We start from the raw sequence: 16551 nt of genomic DNA on the forward strand, positions 1-16551 counted from the left end.
GACGGGCTCCGGGCCCCGTCCGGCGGCCCCGCCGACCGGCTCGGGCCCGCGCCCGGCGAACGGCGCGCCGACCACCGGGGTCCGCCCGTCGGGTCCGGCGCCCGCCCCGACCGGCGCCGCCACGAACGGCGCCCCCGTGGCCGCGAAGCCCGACACGTCCGCCGCCGGCGACGCAGCGAAGCCGACCACCGGCACCACGGGCCCGGCCGCGAAGCCCGGTGCCCGCGCCACGGTGCCGCCCGCCCGCACGGTCGACGGCACCGCCATCGGCCCGGCGATCGACCCGCTCGACGACGAGGACGAGCACGACGACGAGGGCACCACCCGCACCAGGTCCCGCGCGGCCACGACGAGGACGAGCGCCACCACGCGGCGCAGCGGCGTCCCGCAGTCCGCGCAGACCCGCGCCGAGCGCCGGGCCGCCGGGCGCACCGGGCTCTCCCGCGCCGCGGGCCGCGGCCGCACGGCCGGCAAGCCGGGGAGCACGCCGACCCGCGCGTCGACCCGCGGCGGCGCCCGCCGCGGCGCGGCGCGCGAGCGCGACGCCCGCCCGACGCCGCCCCGCGGCCGGATCGCGACCGCCGTCGCCGCGCTCGTCGTCGCCGTCGCCGCGAAGGTGCGGCACTGGCCGGGTGGCGAGCGCCTCGTCGCGGCCGGGCACTGGGTCGACGGCCACGTCCAGGCCTACCTCGACGGCAAGGACCCGGCCTCGCTCACCGCCTCGGCGTGGCTCTGGCGCCGCCGTCGCCGCGCCGGCTACGCCCTGCTGGCGTCGGCGATCGGCGCCCCGCTGCTGACCTTCGTCCTCGGCTGGCTGTTCATCCCGGTTCCCAACGCCGACGCCGCGGTGGAGAGCCAGCTCAACACCGTCTCGTTCTCCGACGGCAGCGTGCTCGCCCGCGTCGCCCCCGGCGAGCAGGGCAACCGGCAGAAGGTGTCGATCAACCAGATCCCGCTGTCCGTCCAGCACGCCGTGCTGTCCGCGGAGGACCGGACCTTCTACACCAACTCCGGGTTCGACGTCGGCGGCATCCTGCACGCCGCGTTCAAGCAGGTCACCGGCGGTGCGGGCGGGGGCTCGACGATCACGCAGCAGTACGTCAAGAACGCCATGGTCGGCGACGAGCACTCCTACTTCCGCAAGTTCCGCGAGCTGATCATCTCCGCGAAGATCACGCAGGAGTACTCGAAGGACCAGGTGCTCGAGGACTACCTCAACAGCATCTACCTCGGCCGGGGCGCCTACGGCATCCAGGCGGCGTCGCAGGCGTACTTCAACAAGAACGTCGACCAGCTGACGCCGGCCGAGGGCGCGATGATCGCGGGCCTCATCCAGGCGCCGTCGCAGTGGGATCCGGCGGTCAACCTCGACGGCTCCCAGCGGCGCTGGAACTACGTCATGGACGGCATGGTCTCGTCGGGCTGGCTCTCCCCGGCCCAGCGCAGCGCCGCGAGGTTCCCGGCCACCGCGCCGCCCCGCAAGACCGTCAACGGCGTCCCCGACGACGACCGCGGCCACATCTACTCGGCGGTCAAGGACGAGCTGCGCTCGCTGGGCATCGACGAGGACGCGCTCGTCACCGAGGGCCTCCAGATCCAGACGACGATCGACCCGAAGGCCCAGCAGGACGCGGTCGACGCGGTCCACGACGAGATGAAGGGCAAGCCGGCGAACCTGCGCACGGCGGCGGTGTCGGTCGACCCGCGCACCGGCGACGTCCTCGCCTACTACGGCGGCGACAACGGCTCCGGGCTGGACTACGCCCAGGTCTCGAAGCAGGCCGGCTCCACGTTCAAGCCGTTCGTCATGCTCGCCGCCCTGCAGCACGATCCGCCGATCGGGATCAGCACGCAGTTCGACGGCCAGCAGGTGCCCGGCAAGACGGTCCGCAACGTGGAGGGCGCGGACTGCAGCAACTGCTCGCTCAAGCGGGCCATGACGCTGTCGAACAACGTCGTGTTCACCGCGCTGGGCAACGAGGTCGGGCCGCAGGCCGTGGCGAACGCCGCCCACCAGGCCGGGATCTCGGCGAAGCTCGACGACCCGAACAGCGGCATCGCGCTGGGCAACGTCGAGGTGACCCCGATGGAGATGGCGGGCGCCTACGCGACGTTCGCCGACGACGGCGTCTACCACAAGCCGCACCTCGTCCAGAAGGTCACGACGGCGAGCGGCGAGGTCCTCTACGACCACGCCGCCGACCAGGGCGAGCAGCGCATCGACCCCAAGGTGGCCCGCAACGTCACCGAGGCGATGAGCGACGTCCCGACCTACGACGGCGCCTCCCTCTCCGGCGGGCGCGCGGCGGTCGGCAAGACCGGGACGGTGCAGTCGCACATCGAGAACCAGAACAACGACGCCTGGATGGTCGGCTACACGCCGTCGGTGGTCGCCTCGGTCTGGGTCGGCACGGACGACAACACGCCGATCCAGTACGACGACGGCAAGCCGATCTACGGCCACGGGATCCCGAGCGACATCTGGCAGTCGTTCATGGACAACGCCACCCAGGGCACCCCGAAGCAGACGTTCGGCCCGTTCGTGCCCGTCGCGGGCACCGACCCGGGCGAGACGGCCAGCGGCGAGGGCGAGCAGGCGGGGACGACGTCCGCGTCCCCGACCAGCACCTCGAAGCCCTCGAAGAAGGCGGACTCGCCGACCCCGCCGAGCGGAAGCGCCGCCCCGGCGCCCGCCCCGGAGCCCGCGCAGCAGCCCGCCCAGGGCGCCGCGCCGGCCGCCCCGGCCGCCCCGGCCGCGCCGGCCGCACAGGACCCCGCGGCGGCGCAGCCGGCTCAGCCCGCGCAGCAGGCGCCCGCCGAGCAGCAGCAGGAGCCCGCCACCGAGTGAGGCGGCTCAGCCCGCCGTCGTGAAGTCGGCGAAGTCGAACCCCGGTGAGACGACGCAGCTCACCAGCACCGCGCCGTCGTCGGGACCTCCTCCGCGCGGCGCCGCCCGCTGCCAGTGACCGCCGGGCACCAGCAGCGCGGGCCGCTCGTCCGCCGTCGTCCCGGGTCCGAGGACGAGGGCCGTGCCCGGCTCGGCCGGGGCGTCGCCGTCGCCGCCGAGCCACAGCGACAGCGTCGCGCCGCGGTGCCAGAACCACAGCTCGTCGGAGCGCACCCGGTGCCACACCGACTCCTCGCCCGGGCCGAGGACGTAGTGGATCGCCGTCGCCGTGGGGCGGGTACCGCCGTAGCCGGGGGGCTCGACGGTGGTGCCGGCCTCCCAGACGCGGCGGTACCAGCCGCCCTCGGGGTGCGGCGCGAGGTCGAGTGCCGCGGCGAGGCCGGGCGGCGTGCTCATCCCGCGATGTCCAGCGCGGCGACGACCTTCGTCGGGACGATCCGCACGACGAGCTCCCCGGGGACGCCGTTGCGCTTCCCGTACTCCTCGGCGCGGTCCGCGCCCATGTAGCGGCCGCCGAGCTCGGTGGCGGTGCGCAGCAGCTCGTCGGGGTCGGAGGTCAGCGTCACCTCGCCCTGGACCTGCACGAACCCGTACGGCGGCTCCTCGAGGTCGACGCAGAGGACGACGCGGGGGTCGCGGGCGAGGGCCCGGCCCTTGGCGGTGTCGGCGCCGGTGTTGAACACCAGCGTGGTGGCGTCGCCCTCGCCCTCGAGCAGGAACCAGATCGGCGCGACGAGGGGCCGGCCGTCGCGGGCGGTCCAGCCGAGCTTGCCGGTACGGGTGCCGTGGGAGAGGAAGGCGCGGACGTCGGGCTCCGAGAGGCTCGCCATGCCCGTCAAGGGTAGGGGAGTGGATCAGGACGAGGGGCCGAGCGCGGCCGCGAGCCGGCCCATCGCGGCCCGCACGGTGGTCAGCGCGCCGATGCAGGAGTTCGCGTCCAGCGGCACCGTCGGGCCGGTGCCGGGGCAGCCGCGGCCGACGAAGTCGTCGTGCGCCGCGCCCACCGCGGCGGCGGCACCCGTGACGGCGGCGTCGTTCGGCAGCACGCTCGCCGCGGTGCGCGAGGTGGAGGCGGCCTCCTCGACCCACCGGCCGCACCGCGGCCAGACCGCGCGGGTGTCGGGGGACGCGTAGCAGGGGTCGGCCAGCGCGAGCGTCAGCTTGGCCCGGGCGGAGGCCGGGGTGCGGGCCTCGACGTCGGGTCCCTGCGCGGCCGAGTTGTCGGTGGCCTGCCCGGAGGGGACCTCGGCCGGGCTGCCGCCGCCGCAGGCCGCGAGCAGGACGGCGACCAGCACGGTCAGGACGAGGCCGCCCACCGTCCTCCCCGGGCGCCGTCGCCCGCCGTCACTGCTGCGCACGGGTGCACGGTGTCACGACGGCGGCCGGCCCGCCCACCGGGCCAGCGCGGCGTACTCCTCGGGCGTGTCGGCGTCGCGGAGCGCGTCGAGGTCCGGGTCGGCGGCGCGCAGCGCGGGGTCGGCGAGGAGGTCGTCGGCGGTGAGCTCGCGGACGACGCTCGCCGCGAACAGGTCGCCCGGGCGCCGGGCACCGGCCTCGAGCAGGGTGGCCGCGCGGTCGCCCAGGGCCGTGACGTAGGCCGCCGCGAGGGGCTGGCGGTGGTCGTGGACCACCGGGAGGGCCACCTCGGCGTCGCCGAGCGCGGCGAGCACCGCGGTGACGTAGGCGGGGTGGAGCAGGGGCAGGTCGACGGAGGTGACGAACGCCGTCGGGGCGCCGGCCGCCGCGGCCGCCCGCAGCCCCGTCGCGAGGCCCTGCAGCGGGCCGCGACCGGGCGCGTCGTCCGCGACCGCGACGACGCCGTCCACCGACCGGGGGGCGCCGGCCGGACCGACGACGACCACAGGGCCCGGCACCGCGCCGCGGACCACGCCCACGACGTGCTCGAGGAGCGTGGTGTCGCCCCAGCGCAGCAGGGCCTTGTCGGTCCCCATGCGCCGCGAGCGGCCGCCGGCGAGGACGACGGCCGCGGCACCCGGTGACGTCTCGTGGGACACAGCCCCGATTGTTGCGCGCGCATTGCGTCTACCCCGCCTGTGACGAGGTTCCAGCACCGGATCTCGACGGCGTACGGAGGGAACAGCACCGTGACCAGCAGGGACTCCGCGGAGCGGAGCCGCTCGAGCGAGCCGGCCGACGCGCGCCGCGGCCACATCGCCCCGACTCCGTCCGACGCCGACGAGGCCCGCGCCGACCGCGAGATGGCGGACGCGGAGCGGGCGGTCGCCCAGGGGGCGGCCAGCGAGGAGCAGGCCGCGCTCGTCGGCAAGATCTCCGACGCGCGGACCCACGAGGAGCGGCGCAGGCTCTGGATAGGTGGCTTGGCCTCGTGAGCACAAAGTGTCGCTATAACGACACTTTCTGCTCACGAGCGCGTAGCGCACCTGGACGGCACAGCTGACCGTCGTCGCGTGGGCTCCCACGGCTCTCGGGCGAGCCCTGACGGTCCACTCGGCGACGCATGGGTGATCGCGCTGTTCGAGTGGACACTCGTGGCTGTCTCGGGAGCCCTGCAGGCCCACTCGGCCGCCGCCACCCCGACGAGGTCTCCGTCGGCCCTCCTGCATAGGGGACGGAGACGTCCTATGGCGCGTACTCGCGGGCCGCGGCCCACAGCGTCCTGACGGCGAACTGTCCCGTCGGTTCGTCTACCACGGCGGCGTCGGCGACAAGGTCGTCCACCCGCTGTTCGAAGAGCGACCCGGACTGCCGGTGGTCGAGGTCCTCGGTCCGAACGAGACGCCAACCGCGCGTCGCGTAGTAGTCGCGGAGGCCGTCCGACGTCTTCCAGGTGTCGAGCCGGAGCACGCGGACCCCCTGGCTGGCGGCGTAGTGCCGGGCCCAGTCGAGCAGCTGGTTGCCCAGCTCCTGGCCCTTCAGGTCGACGTCGGTGGCCAGCTTGGACACGTACAGCGCGGGGACCCGCCGCTCGTCCTCCGACCAGAAGTCCCGGTCGGGGTCGGTGCTCACCGTGATGGTCCCGAGGATCCGGCCGTTGTCGCCGTCCACGAGGACTCGGACGTGGCCTCGCCGGATGAGGTAGCAGAGCAGGTGGCGCCACTCCCGCACGGAGGCCCACTGATCGCTGAACTTGGTCTCCCACAACCACGCGCGACGCCCCTCGAGGATCGCCATGATCGCATCGATGTCCTGCTCGGTGGCGCGTCGGACCAGGTGCGGGGTGCTCATGAGCCGACCTCGTAACTGACGTTCCAGCGGTCCGACGGGAGCACGGACGCCAGGACACGCATCGGCAGACCGTCTTCTGTGTAGCTCACCCGGGTATGCGCGATCACCGACACACCGGGAGCGATGTCGAGCTGCTCGACCTCGTGGTTGTGGGCTCGTCGGCACTCGATGCGGTCGCGGTGGCGGTGCATCTCGAGGTCGAGATCCTTGAGGACGTGGCGCGCGCCCGTGCTGATGTCGGCGGGACTGGCCAGGGGTGACCCGGCGACGAGGTCATACGGATAGAACGAGTCCGAGACCATGTAGGGCACGCCATCGATGCTCCGCAGCCGCCGTCGGGCGAGCACAGGTGCACCGTCCTCGAGGTCCAGCCCGGGCGGGACGTCGCGCGCGCCGGCGAGCACGGTCTCGACGCGGATGCTCTGGGAAGGCTTTCCGCCTTGGTCGCGGACGAGGGCGAAGAAGGCGTCCTCGAGACGCAGATCCTTCTCCCAGTCGGTCATCGGCATGACGTATCGCCGCGGACGGTGGACGTAGGTGCCCTTTGACGGGACCGAGCGGAGATAGCCGTCGGTGTGCAGCAGGGCGAGGGCGTCCCGCACGACCTGCAGGGAGACGGCCCACTGCTCCGCCAGCTCCGCGCGCTTGGGGAGCTGGTCACCGTCCTGCAGTTCGCCCGTGTCGATCTTCTCGGCGTACTCCGCGGCGATGCGCTGATAGGCGGGCGACGCGAAGTCGCGTGCCATGCCGACCACCTTTCATCGCTTGGACATGTCCAATGTACGGAGAGCGCTTGCGCGCCTACCGAGCGGGGTGCGACTCTTCCCTTGGACGTCCAAAGGACATGTCCAAGCTATGGGAGAGGTTCTACCTGACCTCTCTGCGTGTCAAGGTCAACGTCGACCGCGGTGCGCGCCGCTCTGCCTTCTCGTCCGTCCCCGGATGGCTCACGTCCGACGCATGTGCCGGAAAGGGACGGCGGGCTGGTCTCGCACACCAGCCCGCCGTCGCCGAGCCGTCCCCAGTGGCCTGCAGCCATCGAAAGGACCAGCTCGGATGAACAGTGTGTCACCGTCGCGCCCCGACCGTCACCGCCTGTGCGGGTGCGGTCACTCGGCCGTTCGCGGCTCGGGTGCTCCCGCGCCCCGCCGTCTCCGTCCCCCGGCTCCCTGTGCGCTCGGGGGTGGTCCGGGTGCGTGAGCCCTTCGGGCGGTGGGCCCCCGCCCCACTTCCTCCGGTCCCCAGCTCGCGGGACCTTCGCGAGTACCGGCTGGAGGAGACCGCTCTCAAGCACCAGATCCGCTGGATCTGGAACGAGTTCTGCTCCGGTGTCGAGCTGACCCACCGGATCGTCCCGACCGGCTACGGCACGCGTGAGCCCCCGCGTCTCGGGAACATCACCCTCGGTCCACCGACGCGTTTCAATGTCGAGCTCCGTCCCGGCCAGCTGGTACAGGACCTCCTCGCCGTCGGTGATCGACTGGCGGCGGCCTATCTCGTGGACGACGTCGACGTCTGGCCGCTCGCGGAACGCTGGGTCAAGATCGAACTCGTGGAGTACGGGATCGACGACCCGCGGAACCACACGACGCCGATCGACCCGCCGCGCCGGTCCGGACCCCGTCGGGACGAGGTCCGCACGTCGGGCCGCCACTGGCCGCGGCGGGAGCGGCGCGAGCGGCGGGGGACGACCGGTGACCAGCAGGTCGGCCCCTGACCGAGCCCACGGTCTAGAGCGCCAGGGTCAGGACCACCGGGAGCGTCACCGCGGAGTCCGCGGTCGTCAGCACGACGACCGCGGTGCTCTCCCGGTACCAGGTCCGGTACTGCGCGGTGAGGACGAAGACCGTCGCCGCGTCCGGCAGCGCCGCCATCACCACGAGCACCGCCGCCCACGGGGCGGGCACCGCGAACAGCCGCACCGCGCCGACCGCGAGCGCGGGCATGGCGACCAGCTTCACCAGGGTGCAGCCGAGGATCGTCGTCACCCGCGTGCGCCCGGCCCGCAGTGCGGGCAGCGCGGCGCGCAGCAGGATGCCCAGCGCGAGCAGGCCGCCCGGGGCGGCCATGTCCCCGACGAGCCCGACCGTGGTCGACACCGGGCCGGGCAGCGGCACCCGGAGCGCCGCCACGAGGACGCCCAGGACGATCGCGATCACCACCGGGTTGCCGAGCACCCGGCGGGCCAGCGTCAGCGCGAGGGAGCCGGCGGTCGGGTGCCCGTCGGTGCGGTCGTGGTCGACCAGCGTCGCCACGACGAGGAACACCGACACCGCCAGCGCCGTGTGCAGCGTCGAGACCAACGACGCCGCGAGCGCCGACGCCGGGCCGAGCACCGCCGTCGTCAGCGGGATGCCCATGTAGCCGACGTTGCCCCACCCGGCGACGAGCCCGACCGCGTTCGCCTCCCGGCCCGCCACGCGACCGAGCAGCGCGACGCCCACCCCGAGCAGGTAGGCGACCACCAGCAGCCCGACCGCGACGGCGAGGGCGGAGGTCGGGACGCCGGCGGAGAGGTCGGACGTGGCCACCGAGTGGAAGATGAGCGCGGGGAGCGCGAGGTAGTACACGACGTCGTTGAGCACGGCCGCCGCCTGCTCGCCGAAGCGCTCCGACCGGGACAGCAGCACCCCGAGCAGGACCAGGGCGAAGACGGGGCCGATCTGGGCCAGGAGGGTCGTGAACGCCACGGGCCGCCATCATGCGGGTCCGCACCGTCACGGGACCCGTAGCGTGTGCAACGACTCCCCTTCGCATCGACGGGAGCGGCGGGTTCTGCTTGTCTGATCCGCCATGAGCATCCCGTCCGACCTCGAGATCGCGCAGAAGGCGACGCTGAAGCCGCTGGACGACATCGCCGCGGCCATGGACCTGCCTCCCCACCTGCTGGAGATGCACGGGCGGGACGTCGCCAAGATCGAGCTGGACGCCATCGACGTGATGGCCGACCGACCGACGGCCAAGTACGTGGTGGTGACGGCGATCACACCGACGCCGTTGGGCGAGGGCAAGACGACGACGACGGTCGGGCTCGGCCAGGCGTTCTCCCACATCGGGAAGCGGGGCGTCGTCGCGATCCGCCAGCCGTCGATGGGCCCGACGTTCGGGATCAAGGGCGGCGCGGCCGGCGGGGGCTGGTCGCAGGTCGTCCCGATGGAGAAGTTCAACCTCCACCTCACCGGCGACTTCCACGCCGTCACCAGCGCCCACAACATGCTCTCGGCGGTGCTGGACAACCACCTCTACCAGGGCAACGCCGCCGGCCTGGACCCGTACCGGGTGACGTGGCGGCGGGTGCTCGACGTCAACGACCGGGCCCTGCGCAATGTCGTCACCGGGCTCGGCGGGCGCATGGACGGCGTCCCGCGCGAGTCCGGCTTCGACATCACCTCGGCGAGCGAGGTCATGGCGCTCCTCGCGCTGTCGAACTCGCTGGAGGACATGCGCGCCCGGCTCGGGCGGATCGTCGTCGGGTACACGCGTGACGGCGACGCGGTGACCGCCGAGGACATCCACGGCGCCGGGGCGATGGCGGCGCTGATGCGCGATGCCCTCAAGCCCAACCTCATGCAGACCCTCGAGAACACGCCGGTGCTGGTGCACGCGGGGCCGTTCGGGAACATCGCGACCGGCAACTCCTCGATCGTCGCCGACCGCATCGGCGTCCACTGCGGCGACTACCTCGTCACCGAGGCCGGGTTCGGCGCCGACATGGGTGCCGAGCGCTTCTTCAACATCAAGTGCCGCACCTCGGGGATGACGCCCGACGCGGCCGTCGTCGTCGCGACCGTGCGGGCGCTGAAGGCGCACAGCGGCAACCACCGGATCGTCGCGGGCAAGGAGCTGCCGCCGGCGCTGCTCGAGGAGAACCCCGACGAGGTCCACGCCGGCGGGGCGAACCTGCGCAAGCAGATCGAGAACATGCGGATCCACGGTGTCTCGCCGGTGGTGTGCATCAACGCGTTCCCCACCGACCACCCCTCCGAGCACCGGGCGATCCGCGAGATCGGCGAGTCGATGGGCGCGCGGGTCGCGGTGTCGACCCACTTCACCGACGGGGGTGCGGGCGGCACCGAGCTCGCGGAGGCCGTCGCGGAGGCGGCGGACGAGCCCGGCGACTTCCGGTTCCTCTACGCCGACGACGCCCCGCTGCGCGAGAAGATCGAGGCGGTCGCGACGAAGGTCTACGGCGCCGACGGCGTCGACTACGCCCCGGCCGCCAACTCCTCGATCGACCTCTACGAGCGCAACGGCTTCTCGAACCTGCCGGTGTGCATCGCGAAGACCCACCTGTCGATCTCGTCCGACCCGTCGCTGCTCGGGGCGCCGACCGGCTGGCGGATGCCGGTGCGCGAGGTGCGGGCGTCGGTTGGGGCCGGGTTCGTCTACCCGATCTGCGGCGACATGCGGACGATGCCGGGCCTGGGCAAGAACCCGGCCGCCCACCACATCGACGTGGAGCCCGACGGGACGATCGTGGGGCTGTTCTAGGTGGCCTACGGCCCTGTGAGCACTAAATGTCGGTATAGCGACATTTTGTGCTCACGTGCCGGAGGCACCTCGTGAGCCGGCCGCTCGGCGAGGTGCCGCTGGGGACGCTCGCGGAGGCGCTCGCGTCGCGCGGGCCCGGTCCGGCGGCGGGTTCGACGGCGGCCGCCACGACGGCGCTCGCGGCCGGGCTCGCCGGGAAGGTCGCCCGCGGGGCCGCCCGGACCGACCCGGCGGCGCTCGACCTCGCCCACGAGCTCGACGGCCTCCGGACGAGGGCGCTCACCCTCGCCGACGACGACGTGGCCGCGTTCTCCGGCTTCCTCGCCGCCCGGAAGGCCCCGGGCGGGGCCGCCGCGGCCACCGAGGCGATCGTCCAGGTGCCGATGGACGTCCTCGCCGCCGCCTGCCGCGTCGCCGAGATCGCCGCGGCGCTGGCCGAGCACGGCCCCGACGCGCTCACCGGCGACGCCGTCACCGCGGCACTGCTCGCGGCGGCTGCCGCCGAGTCGGCGTCCGCGCTGGTCGGGGCGAACATCGCCGACACCGGCGAGGTGGTGGGCGGGCTCGACGGCTGGGGCGACCCGCGGGTCGAGGACGCCGAGGAACGCGCGGGGGAGGCCCGCCGGCTCGCCGAGAGGGCGGCGTTCTGACGGTGGCTGTTCCCGAGGGGTCGGTCGTCGTCGAGGTGACCCGAGGCGACGTCGTCGAGTCGGTGCACGCGGTCTCGCTGGTGGTGCTCGCCCCCGACGGGTCCGTGGTCACCACGGCGGGGGACGTCGACCGGCCGGTGTACGGGCGCTCGTCGCTCAAGCCCGCACAGGCGGTGGCCGTGCTCGAGGCCGGCGCCGACCTCACCGACACCGAGATCGCCCTGGCCGCCGGCTCGCACTCCGGCGAGCCCGGGCACCTCGACGCGGTCGCCGCGCTGCTCGCCCGCCACGGGCTCGCGCCCGACGCCCTGCGCTGCGTCCCCGACCTCCCCCTCGACGCGGCCGCCGCGCGCGAGTACCTCGCCGCCGGCCGGAGCCCGACCCCGCTCGCCATGAACTGCTCCGGCAAGCACGCCGCCATGCTGGTCGCGGCCGGCGGCGACCCGGCCTACCTCGACCCGGCGCACCCGTTGCAGCGCGCGTGCCGCGACGCGGTCGCCGCCCTCGCCGGTCCGGTCCTGGCCGCGAGCACCGACGGCTGCGGCGCGCCCGCCTTCGCGACGACGCTCACCGACCTGGCCCGGCTGCCCTGGTCGGTCGCCCACGCCGACCCGACGACGACGGCGGGCCGGGTCGCCGCGGCGATGCGGGCCCACCCGTGGCTCGTGGCCGGCACCGGGCGGCTGGACACCGTGCTCATGGCGGAGCTGCCGGGCACGCTCGCCAAGGTGGGGGCCGAGGGGGTGCTCGTCGCCGCGCTGCCCGACGGGTCCGCCGTCGCGGTCAAGGTCGACGACGGCCACCCCCGTGCCGTGGGGCCCGTGCTCCTCGACGTGCTCGCCGCGGCCCACCTCCCGGTGCCGGCCGCCGTGGCCGAGGTGGCCGCGCCGGTCGTCGTCGGGGGCGGGCGGCCGGTCGGGCGACTCCGGACACGCCTCGTGGCCGGGAAGTCCGCCGACACGGGGGAGTGACGTCACCAAACGTGTCGGTAGGGTGCCGTCGGACGGGCGATCACTGTGTGGGAGCCTGACCCTCCTGCGTCACCCCCGGTCGAGCGGCTCCCGCCGCCTCGCCCCTCCGTGAGGAGCCCGCATGCCCGTCTGTCTGGTCGCGGCCCCCGATGCCGACACCGGGGAGCGGGTGGCCCACGCCGTCGAGGCCGGCTTCGAGCAGGTCCGCTGCGTCGACCTCGCCGACCTCGTCGCGACCGTCGCCCGCGAGCTGCCCGACCTCGTCGTCGTGGCGGCCGACGTGACGGCGTCCGGGGCGCCGGGCGGGGCGTGGACCGCGATCGTGGAGGCGGTGCGGGAGGCGGCCCCGGACCTCGCGGTGCTCGTGGCGGGCCCGCCCGACATCGGACGCGAGGGGGAGCACCGGCTCGCCGCCGCCGCGCTGGACCTCGGGGCGCGGGGCTTCCTGCGCTCCGGCGAGCAGGTCGGCCCCCGGCCCTTCAGCGGCAGCGGCCGCCCGGTGACCGCGGAGCTGTCCCGCCGCGAGCTCGACGTCCTGCTGGGAATGACCGAGGGTCTGTCGAACTCGGAGATCGCCGCGGCCCTCGAGCTCGCCGAGGACACCGTCAAGACCCACGCCCGGCGGCTGTTCCGCAAGCTCGGCGCGGGCGACCGCGCGGACGCCGTCGCCCGCGGCTTCCGCCAGGGGATCCTCCGCTGACCCGCGCCGCCCCCGGCCGGGGGTGGCGTCGGCGACGTTGACCGGGAGAGGCGCCGTGTGGTGCCCTCTGCGATCGACGGATGTGGAGGAAGCCGGTGCGAGTCCGGCGCGGTCCCGCCACTGTCACCGGGGAGCGGACCCCACGCATGGCCACGGCCGGGAGACCGGCGGGAAGGCCGGGGCGAGCAGCGATCCGGGAGCCAGGAGACTCCGGCCGTCGCGAGGTACCGCCGCGCGGCCCGACCCGGGCCGGCGGGTCGATCGGGCGAGGAACCCGAGGAAGGTCCTGCGATGCCGCACGTGCCCCATCCCGGCTCCGGGCCGCGCGCCCTGCGCCGCCGGCCCGGCTGCCCCCGCCGAGGGACGCCCGCCCGCGACCGCCTGCTCGCCGACCTGCGCTCGGCGCTCGCGGCCGCCTGGGTCGCCGAGGACCGTCTGCCGCTCGAGCACCTCGGCGCGGGACCCGTCCACTCGCGCGACGACGTCGCGGCGCGCCTGGACCAGCTCGCCCACGAGCTCTGCGAGCGCATGGACGCCGAGGGCTGGGACCCCGGCGCGGCCCCGCTCGCCGTGACGTCCGTGCTGGCCGCGTCCGTCCCCGCGGCGGAGGCCCTGCTGCTGCGCGCCGCCGGTCCCGGCCGCGCGCGGGAGGTGTGGTGACGGCCGCTCCCACCACGGGTCCGGCCGCCGACGTCGACCTCGCCCACCACGGCGACGCCGAGGTCGGGCCGGGCCTGGTCGACCTCGCCGTCAACGTCCGGGCCGGGACCCCGCCGGCCTGGCTCGCGGCCCGCCTGGCGGAGTCGATGGGCCGGCTGGCCGCCTACCCCGACGCCACCGCGGCGCGCGCCGCGGCAGCCGCCGCCCACGGCCGGAGCCCCGCCGAGGTGTGGCCGGTCGCCGGGGTCGCCGAGGCGTTCGTCCTGCTCGCCCGCGCCCTGCGGCCGCGTCGGGCCGTCGTCGTGCACCCGCAGTTCACCGAGCCCGAGGCCGCGCTGCGGGCCGCCGGCCACGCCGTCGAGCGGGTCGTGCTCGACGGGGCGTTCACCCTCGACCCGGACCGGGTGCCCGCCGACGCCGACCTCGTCGTCGTCGGCAACCCCACCAACCCGACCTCGGTGCTGCACCCGGCCGCGACGCTCGCGGCGCTCGCGCGGCCGGGTCGCGTGCTGGTCGTCGACGAGGCGTTCGCCGACACCGTGCCCGGCGAGCCGGAGTCGCTCGCGGCCCGCGGTGACCTGCCCGGCCTCGTCGTGCTGCGCAGCCTCACCAAGACCTGGGGGCTCGCCGGGCTGCGGGTGGGCTACGTCCTGGCCGCGCCGGAGCTCGTGGCGCGGCTGGCCGCCGCGGCGCCGCCCTGGTCGGTGTCCACCCCGGCGCTGGCCGCGATCACCGCGTGCACGACGGCGGGTGCGCGGGCGGAGGCGGAGGCGGCGGCCCGGTCGCTGGCCGCCGACCGGGCGCACCTGGTCGGCGCGCTCGCCGGGCTCCCGGGCGTCGAGGTGCGCGGCGACCCGGCGTCGAGCTTCCTGCTGCTGCGCACCCCCGGCCGCGACGACGTGCGCGGGCTGCTGCGCGGGCGGGGCTGGGCGGTGCGGCGCGGGGACACGTTCCCGGGTCTCGACGGCGAGCACGTCCGCGTGGCCGTCCGGGACCGGACGACCTCGGACGCGTTCGTGGTGGCCCTGGCGGGGGTGCTGCGGTGACCGGCCCCCGGGAGACGGCTCTCGAACCGGGCGACGCCGCGGCCCTGCACCGTGTCCTGGCGGCCCGCCGCGACGTCCGGACCGGGTTCACCGACGACCCCGTCGACGACGCCGTGCTGCGCCGGGTGCTCGCCGCCGCCCACACCGCCCCGAGCGTCGGCTTCTCACAGCCGTGGGACTTCCTCGTGCTGCGCGACGCCGCGCTCCGCGCCGAGCTGGCGTCGCTGGCCGCCGACCAGCGCGCGGCGTTCGCGGCGTCGCTGCCGGCGGCCCGGGCGCGCGCCTTCGCCGGGCTGAAGGTGGAGGCGATCCGGGAGGCGCCGCTCGGCGTCGTCGTGACCTGCGATCCGACGCGCGGCGGGCGGCACGTGCTCGGCCGCGCGACGCAGCCGCGGATGGCGGCGCACTCGGTGGCCGGGGCGGTGCAGAACCTGTGGCTCGCCGCACGGGCGGAGGGCCTCGGCGTCGGGTGGGTCAGTTTCTTCCGCGAGCGGGAGCTGGCGGCGCTGCTGGGCGAGCGGGTCGGGATGCCGCAGCACCTCGAGATCGTCGCCTACCTCTGTCTCGGGCACGTGTCGGCGTTCGCCGCCGAGCCCGAGCTCCAATCCGCCGGCTGGGCCCGGCGCCGACCGCTGGAGTGGGCCGTGCACACCGACACCTGGGGCAACCACGACGGCGGCGACGCCCTCGACGCGGCGGTCGACGCCTGCGCCGGGATCGCCGTGGCCGAGGGGGAGGCCGCGGCGCGCGAGCGGCTCACGCGCATGACGGTGCCGCCGGGCGCGCTCGGGCTCCTCGCCGAGGTCGGGGTGCGGCTCGCGGGGCTCGCGGGCGCGTGCCCGCCGCCCGTCCCCGAGCCCGCCGTCGTCGCGGTGTTCGCCGGCGACCACGGGGTGCACGCCCGCGGCGTGACCCCGTGGCCGCAGGAGGTGACCCACCAGATGGTCGCCAACTTCCTCGCCGGCGGCGCCGCGGTGAACGCCTTCGCCCGCCAGGTCGGGGCGGAGGTCGTCGTCGTCGACGTCGGGGTGGCGGCTCCGCTCGATCCCGCCCCGGGGCTCCTGCCGCGCAAGGTGCGGCCCGGGACCGCCGACATGACCGCGGGCCCGGCGATGTCGCGGGACGAGGCCCGTGCCGCGGTGGTGGCCGGCGTCGAGGTCGCGCGCGATCTGGTGGCGGCGGGCAACCGACTGCTCGTCACCGGCGACATGGGGATCGCGAACACCACCGCGTCGGCCGCGCTGGTGTGCGCCTTCACCGGGGCGTCGCCCGAGGACGTGACCGGTCGCGGCACGGGCATCGACGACGCGATGCTCGCCCACAAGACGGCCGTCGTCCGGGAGGCGCTGGCGCTGCACGGTCTGCTGCCGTCGGATGCGAGCGAGGGTGCCCTTCGGTCGCCTAGATCGAGCGATGGTGCCCCTCGCTCGGAACCCGGCGCTCCGGCGGATTCCGGCGGTGGGCGCCCGTCGGCGGCTAGAGCGAGCGATGGTGCCCTTCGCTCGGAGCTGCCGGCCGACGCCGACCCGCTCGGCGCGCTCGCCGCGGTCGGCGGGCTCGAGATCGCCGGCATCGCGGGGCTGCTCCTGGGCGGGGCGGCGCTGCGCACGCCCGTCGTCGTCGACGGCGTCGTGGCCGGTGCGGCGGCCCTCGTCGCGGCGGCGATGGCCCCGACTGCGTCACACGCGTGGCTGGCGGGGCACCGATCCGTGGAGCCTGCCCATACCCTGGCGTTGACCCACCTGGGGCTGGAGCCCCTGCTCGATCTCGGGCTGCGGGTCGGCGAAGGGACCGGAGCCCTCCTGGCGGCTCCGTTGGTCGCCGCCGCGGCGCGGGCGCTCGGCGAGGTCGCGACCTTCGATGCCGCGGGGGTCGCGAGCAAGGACGTCTGAGCACGACCACCACCTCCGGAAGGACG

The 16551-nt window shown here is 75.2% G+C and carries 17 protein-coding genes, 1 pseudogene and 1 riboswitch; of the genes and pseudogenes, 10 read left to right on the top strand and 8 right to left on the bottom strand.

The annotated features are described in order from the left end of the window. Positions 1-267: pseudogene (locus HH311_RS31035) on the bottom strand (hypothetical protein); the annotation flags it as partial. On the opposite strand from HH311_RS31035, the gene HH311_RS20200 reads away from it, so the two are divergent. Beyond that, a complete protein-coding gene (locus HH311_RS20200) occupies positions 233-2848 on the top strand; it encodes a transglycosylase domain-containing protein (RefSeq protein WP_211190553.1) in 2616 nt (871 codons plus the stop codon). The pseudogene HH311_RS31035 and the gene HH311_RS20200 sit on opposite strands and share 35 nt — an antisense overlap. A gap of 6 nt (positions 2849-2854) precedes the next feature. Here HH311_RS20200 and HH311_RS20205 read toward each other — a convergent pair whose 3' ends face one another. Genes HH311_RS20205 through HH311_RS33440 form a run of 4 tightly spaced genes read right to left on the bottom strand, consistent with a single transcriptional unit; the run spans position 2855 to position 4923 of the window. Continuing rightward, positions 2855-3304: a cupin domain-containing protein gene (locus tag HH311_RS20205; protein ID WP_169185501.1), complete on the bottom strand. Its 450-nt coding sequence runs from the start codon at positions 3302-3304 to the stop codon at positions 2855-2857. Further along, positions 3301-3738: a PPOX class F420-dependent oxidoreductase gene (locus tag HH311_RS20210; RefSeq protein ID WP_169185502.1), complete on the bottom strand. Its 438-nt coding sequence runs from the start codon at positions 3736-3738 to the stop codon at positions 3301-3303. The genes HH311_RS20205 and HH311_RS20210 overlap by 4 nt, the downstream gene beginning before the upstream one ends. Before the next feature lie 24 nt (positions 3739-3762). Then, positions 3763-4266 (bottom strand): hypothetical protein, encoded by a 504-nt coding sequence (locus tag HH311_RS20215; RefSeq protein ID WP_169185503.1) that lies wholly within the window; start codon positions 4264-4266, stop codon positions 3763-3765. 12 nt (positions 4267-4278) lie between these two features. Continuing rightward, the gene (locus tag HH311_RS33440; RefSeq protein WP_169185504.1) at positions 4279-4923 is read right to left on the bottom strand and encodes a molybdenum cofactor guanylyltransferase; all 645 of its coding nucleotides are present in this window, start codon (positions 4921-4923) and stop codon (positions 4279-4281) included. 90 nt (positions 4924-5013) lie between these two features. Between HH311_RS33440 and HH311_RS33445 the strand changes: the two genes are divergently transcribed. Continuing rightward, positions 5014-5259, top strand: coding sequence for a hypothetical protein (locus tag HH311_RS33445; RefSeq protein ID WP_169185505.1), 246 nt, complete (start codon positions 5014-5016; stop codon positions 5257-5259). A gap of 250 nt (positions 5260-5509) precedes the next feature. On the opposite strand, the gene HH311_RS20230 is transcribed toward HH311_RS33445, so the two are convergent. After that, positions 5510-6115: a GNAT family N-acetyltransferase gene (locus tag HH311_RS20230; RefSeq protein WP_169185506.1), complete on the bottom strand. Its 606-nt coding sequence runs from the start codon at positions 6113-6115 to the stop codon at positions 5510-5512. Further along, positions 6112-6861, bottom strand: a complete 750-nt coding sequence (locus HH311_RS20235; protein ID WP_169185507.1) for a GntR family transcriptional regulator — start codon at positions 6859-6861, stop codon at positions 6112-6114. Before HH311_RS20235 ends, HH311_RS20230 begins: the two co-directional genes overlap by 4 nt. A gap of 446 nt (positions 6862-7307) precedes the next feature. Between HH311_RS20235 and HH311_RS20240 the strand changes: the two genes are divergently transcribed. Then, positions 7308-7832, top strand: a complete 525-nt coding sequence (locus HH311_RS20240; RefSeq protein WP_169185508.1) for a hypothetical protein — start codon at positions 7308-7310, stop codon at positions 7830-7832. Between the two features lie 13 nt (positions 7833-7845). Here HH311_RS20240 and HH311_RS20245 read toward each other — a convergent pair whose 3' ends face one another. Continuing rightward, complete coding sequence (locus HH311_RS20245; protein WP_169185509.1) at positions 7846-8805, bottom strand: AEC family transporter; 960 nt, start codon at positions 8803-8805, stop codon at positions 7846-7848. Between the two features lie 103 nt (positions 8806-8908). Here HH311_RS20245 and HH311_RS20250 point away from each other — a divergent pair, with 103 nt between their 5' ends. The 7 genes from HH311_RS20250 (at position 8909) to bluB (ending at position 16525) form a co-directional block, all read left to right on the top strand. Further along, complete coding sequence (locus HH311_RS20250; RefSeq protein ID WP_169185510.1) at positions 8909-10606, top strand: formate--tetrahydrofolate ligase; 1698 nt, start codon at positions 8909-8911, stop codon at positions 10604-10606. Positions 10607-10677: 71 nt separating this feature from the next. After that, entirely contained in the window at positions 10678-11256 is a 579-nt protein-coding gene (locus HH311_RS20255; protein ID WP_169185511.1) for a cyclodeaminase/cyclohydrolase family protein, read from the top strand. 2 nt (positions 11257-11258) lie between these two features. Further along, on the top strand, positions 11259-12227 hold the full coding sequence (locus tag HH311_RS20260) for an asparaginase (protein ID WP_312030272.1): 969 nt from the start codon (positions 11259-11261) through the stop codon (positions 12225-12227). 121 nt (positions 12228-12348) lie between these two features. Next, on the top strand, positions 12349-12927 hold the full coding sequence (locus tag HH311_RS33450; protein ID WP_211190554.1) for a LuxR C-terminal-related transcriptional regulator: 579 nt from the start codon (positions 12349-12351) through the stop codon (positions 12925-12927). A gap of 85 nt (positions 12928-13012) precedes the next feature. Next, positions 13013-13138, top strand: a riboswitch (cobalamin riboswitch). Between the two features lie 80 nt (positions 13139-13218). Beyond that, the gene (locus HH311_RS20270) at positions 13219-13587 is read left to right on the top strand and encodes a hypothetical protein (protein WP_169185512.1); all 369 of its coding nucleotides are present in this window, start codon (positions 13219-13221) and stop codon (positions 13585-13587) included. Beyond that, on the top strand, positions 13584-14633 hold the full coding sequence (gene cobC / locus HH311_RS20275) for an Rv2231c family pyridoxal phosphate-dependent protein CobC (RefSeq protein ID WP_169185513.1): 1050 nt from the start codon (positions 13584-13586) through the stop codon (positions 14631-14633). The genes HH311_RS20270 and cobC overlap by 4 nt, the downstream gene beginning before the upstream one ends. After that, positions 14630-16525: a 5,6-dimethylbenzimidazole synthase gene (gene bluB / locus HH311_RS33455; RefSeq protein WP_169185514.1), complete on the top strand. Its 1896-nt coding sequence runs from the start codon at positions 14630-14632 to the stop codon at positions 16523-16525. Before cobC ends, bluB begins: the two co-directional genes overlap by 4 nt. The last annotated feature ends 26 nt before the right edge of the window (positions 16526-16551 follow it).

Origin of the sequence: Actinomycetospora sp. TBRC 11914, from assembly GCF_012933465.1 — a bacterium.
In the GTDB taxonomy this organism is placed as follows: domain Bacteria; phylum Actinomycetota; class Actinomycetes; order Mycobacteriales; family Pseudonocardiaceae; genus Actinomycetospora.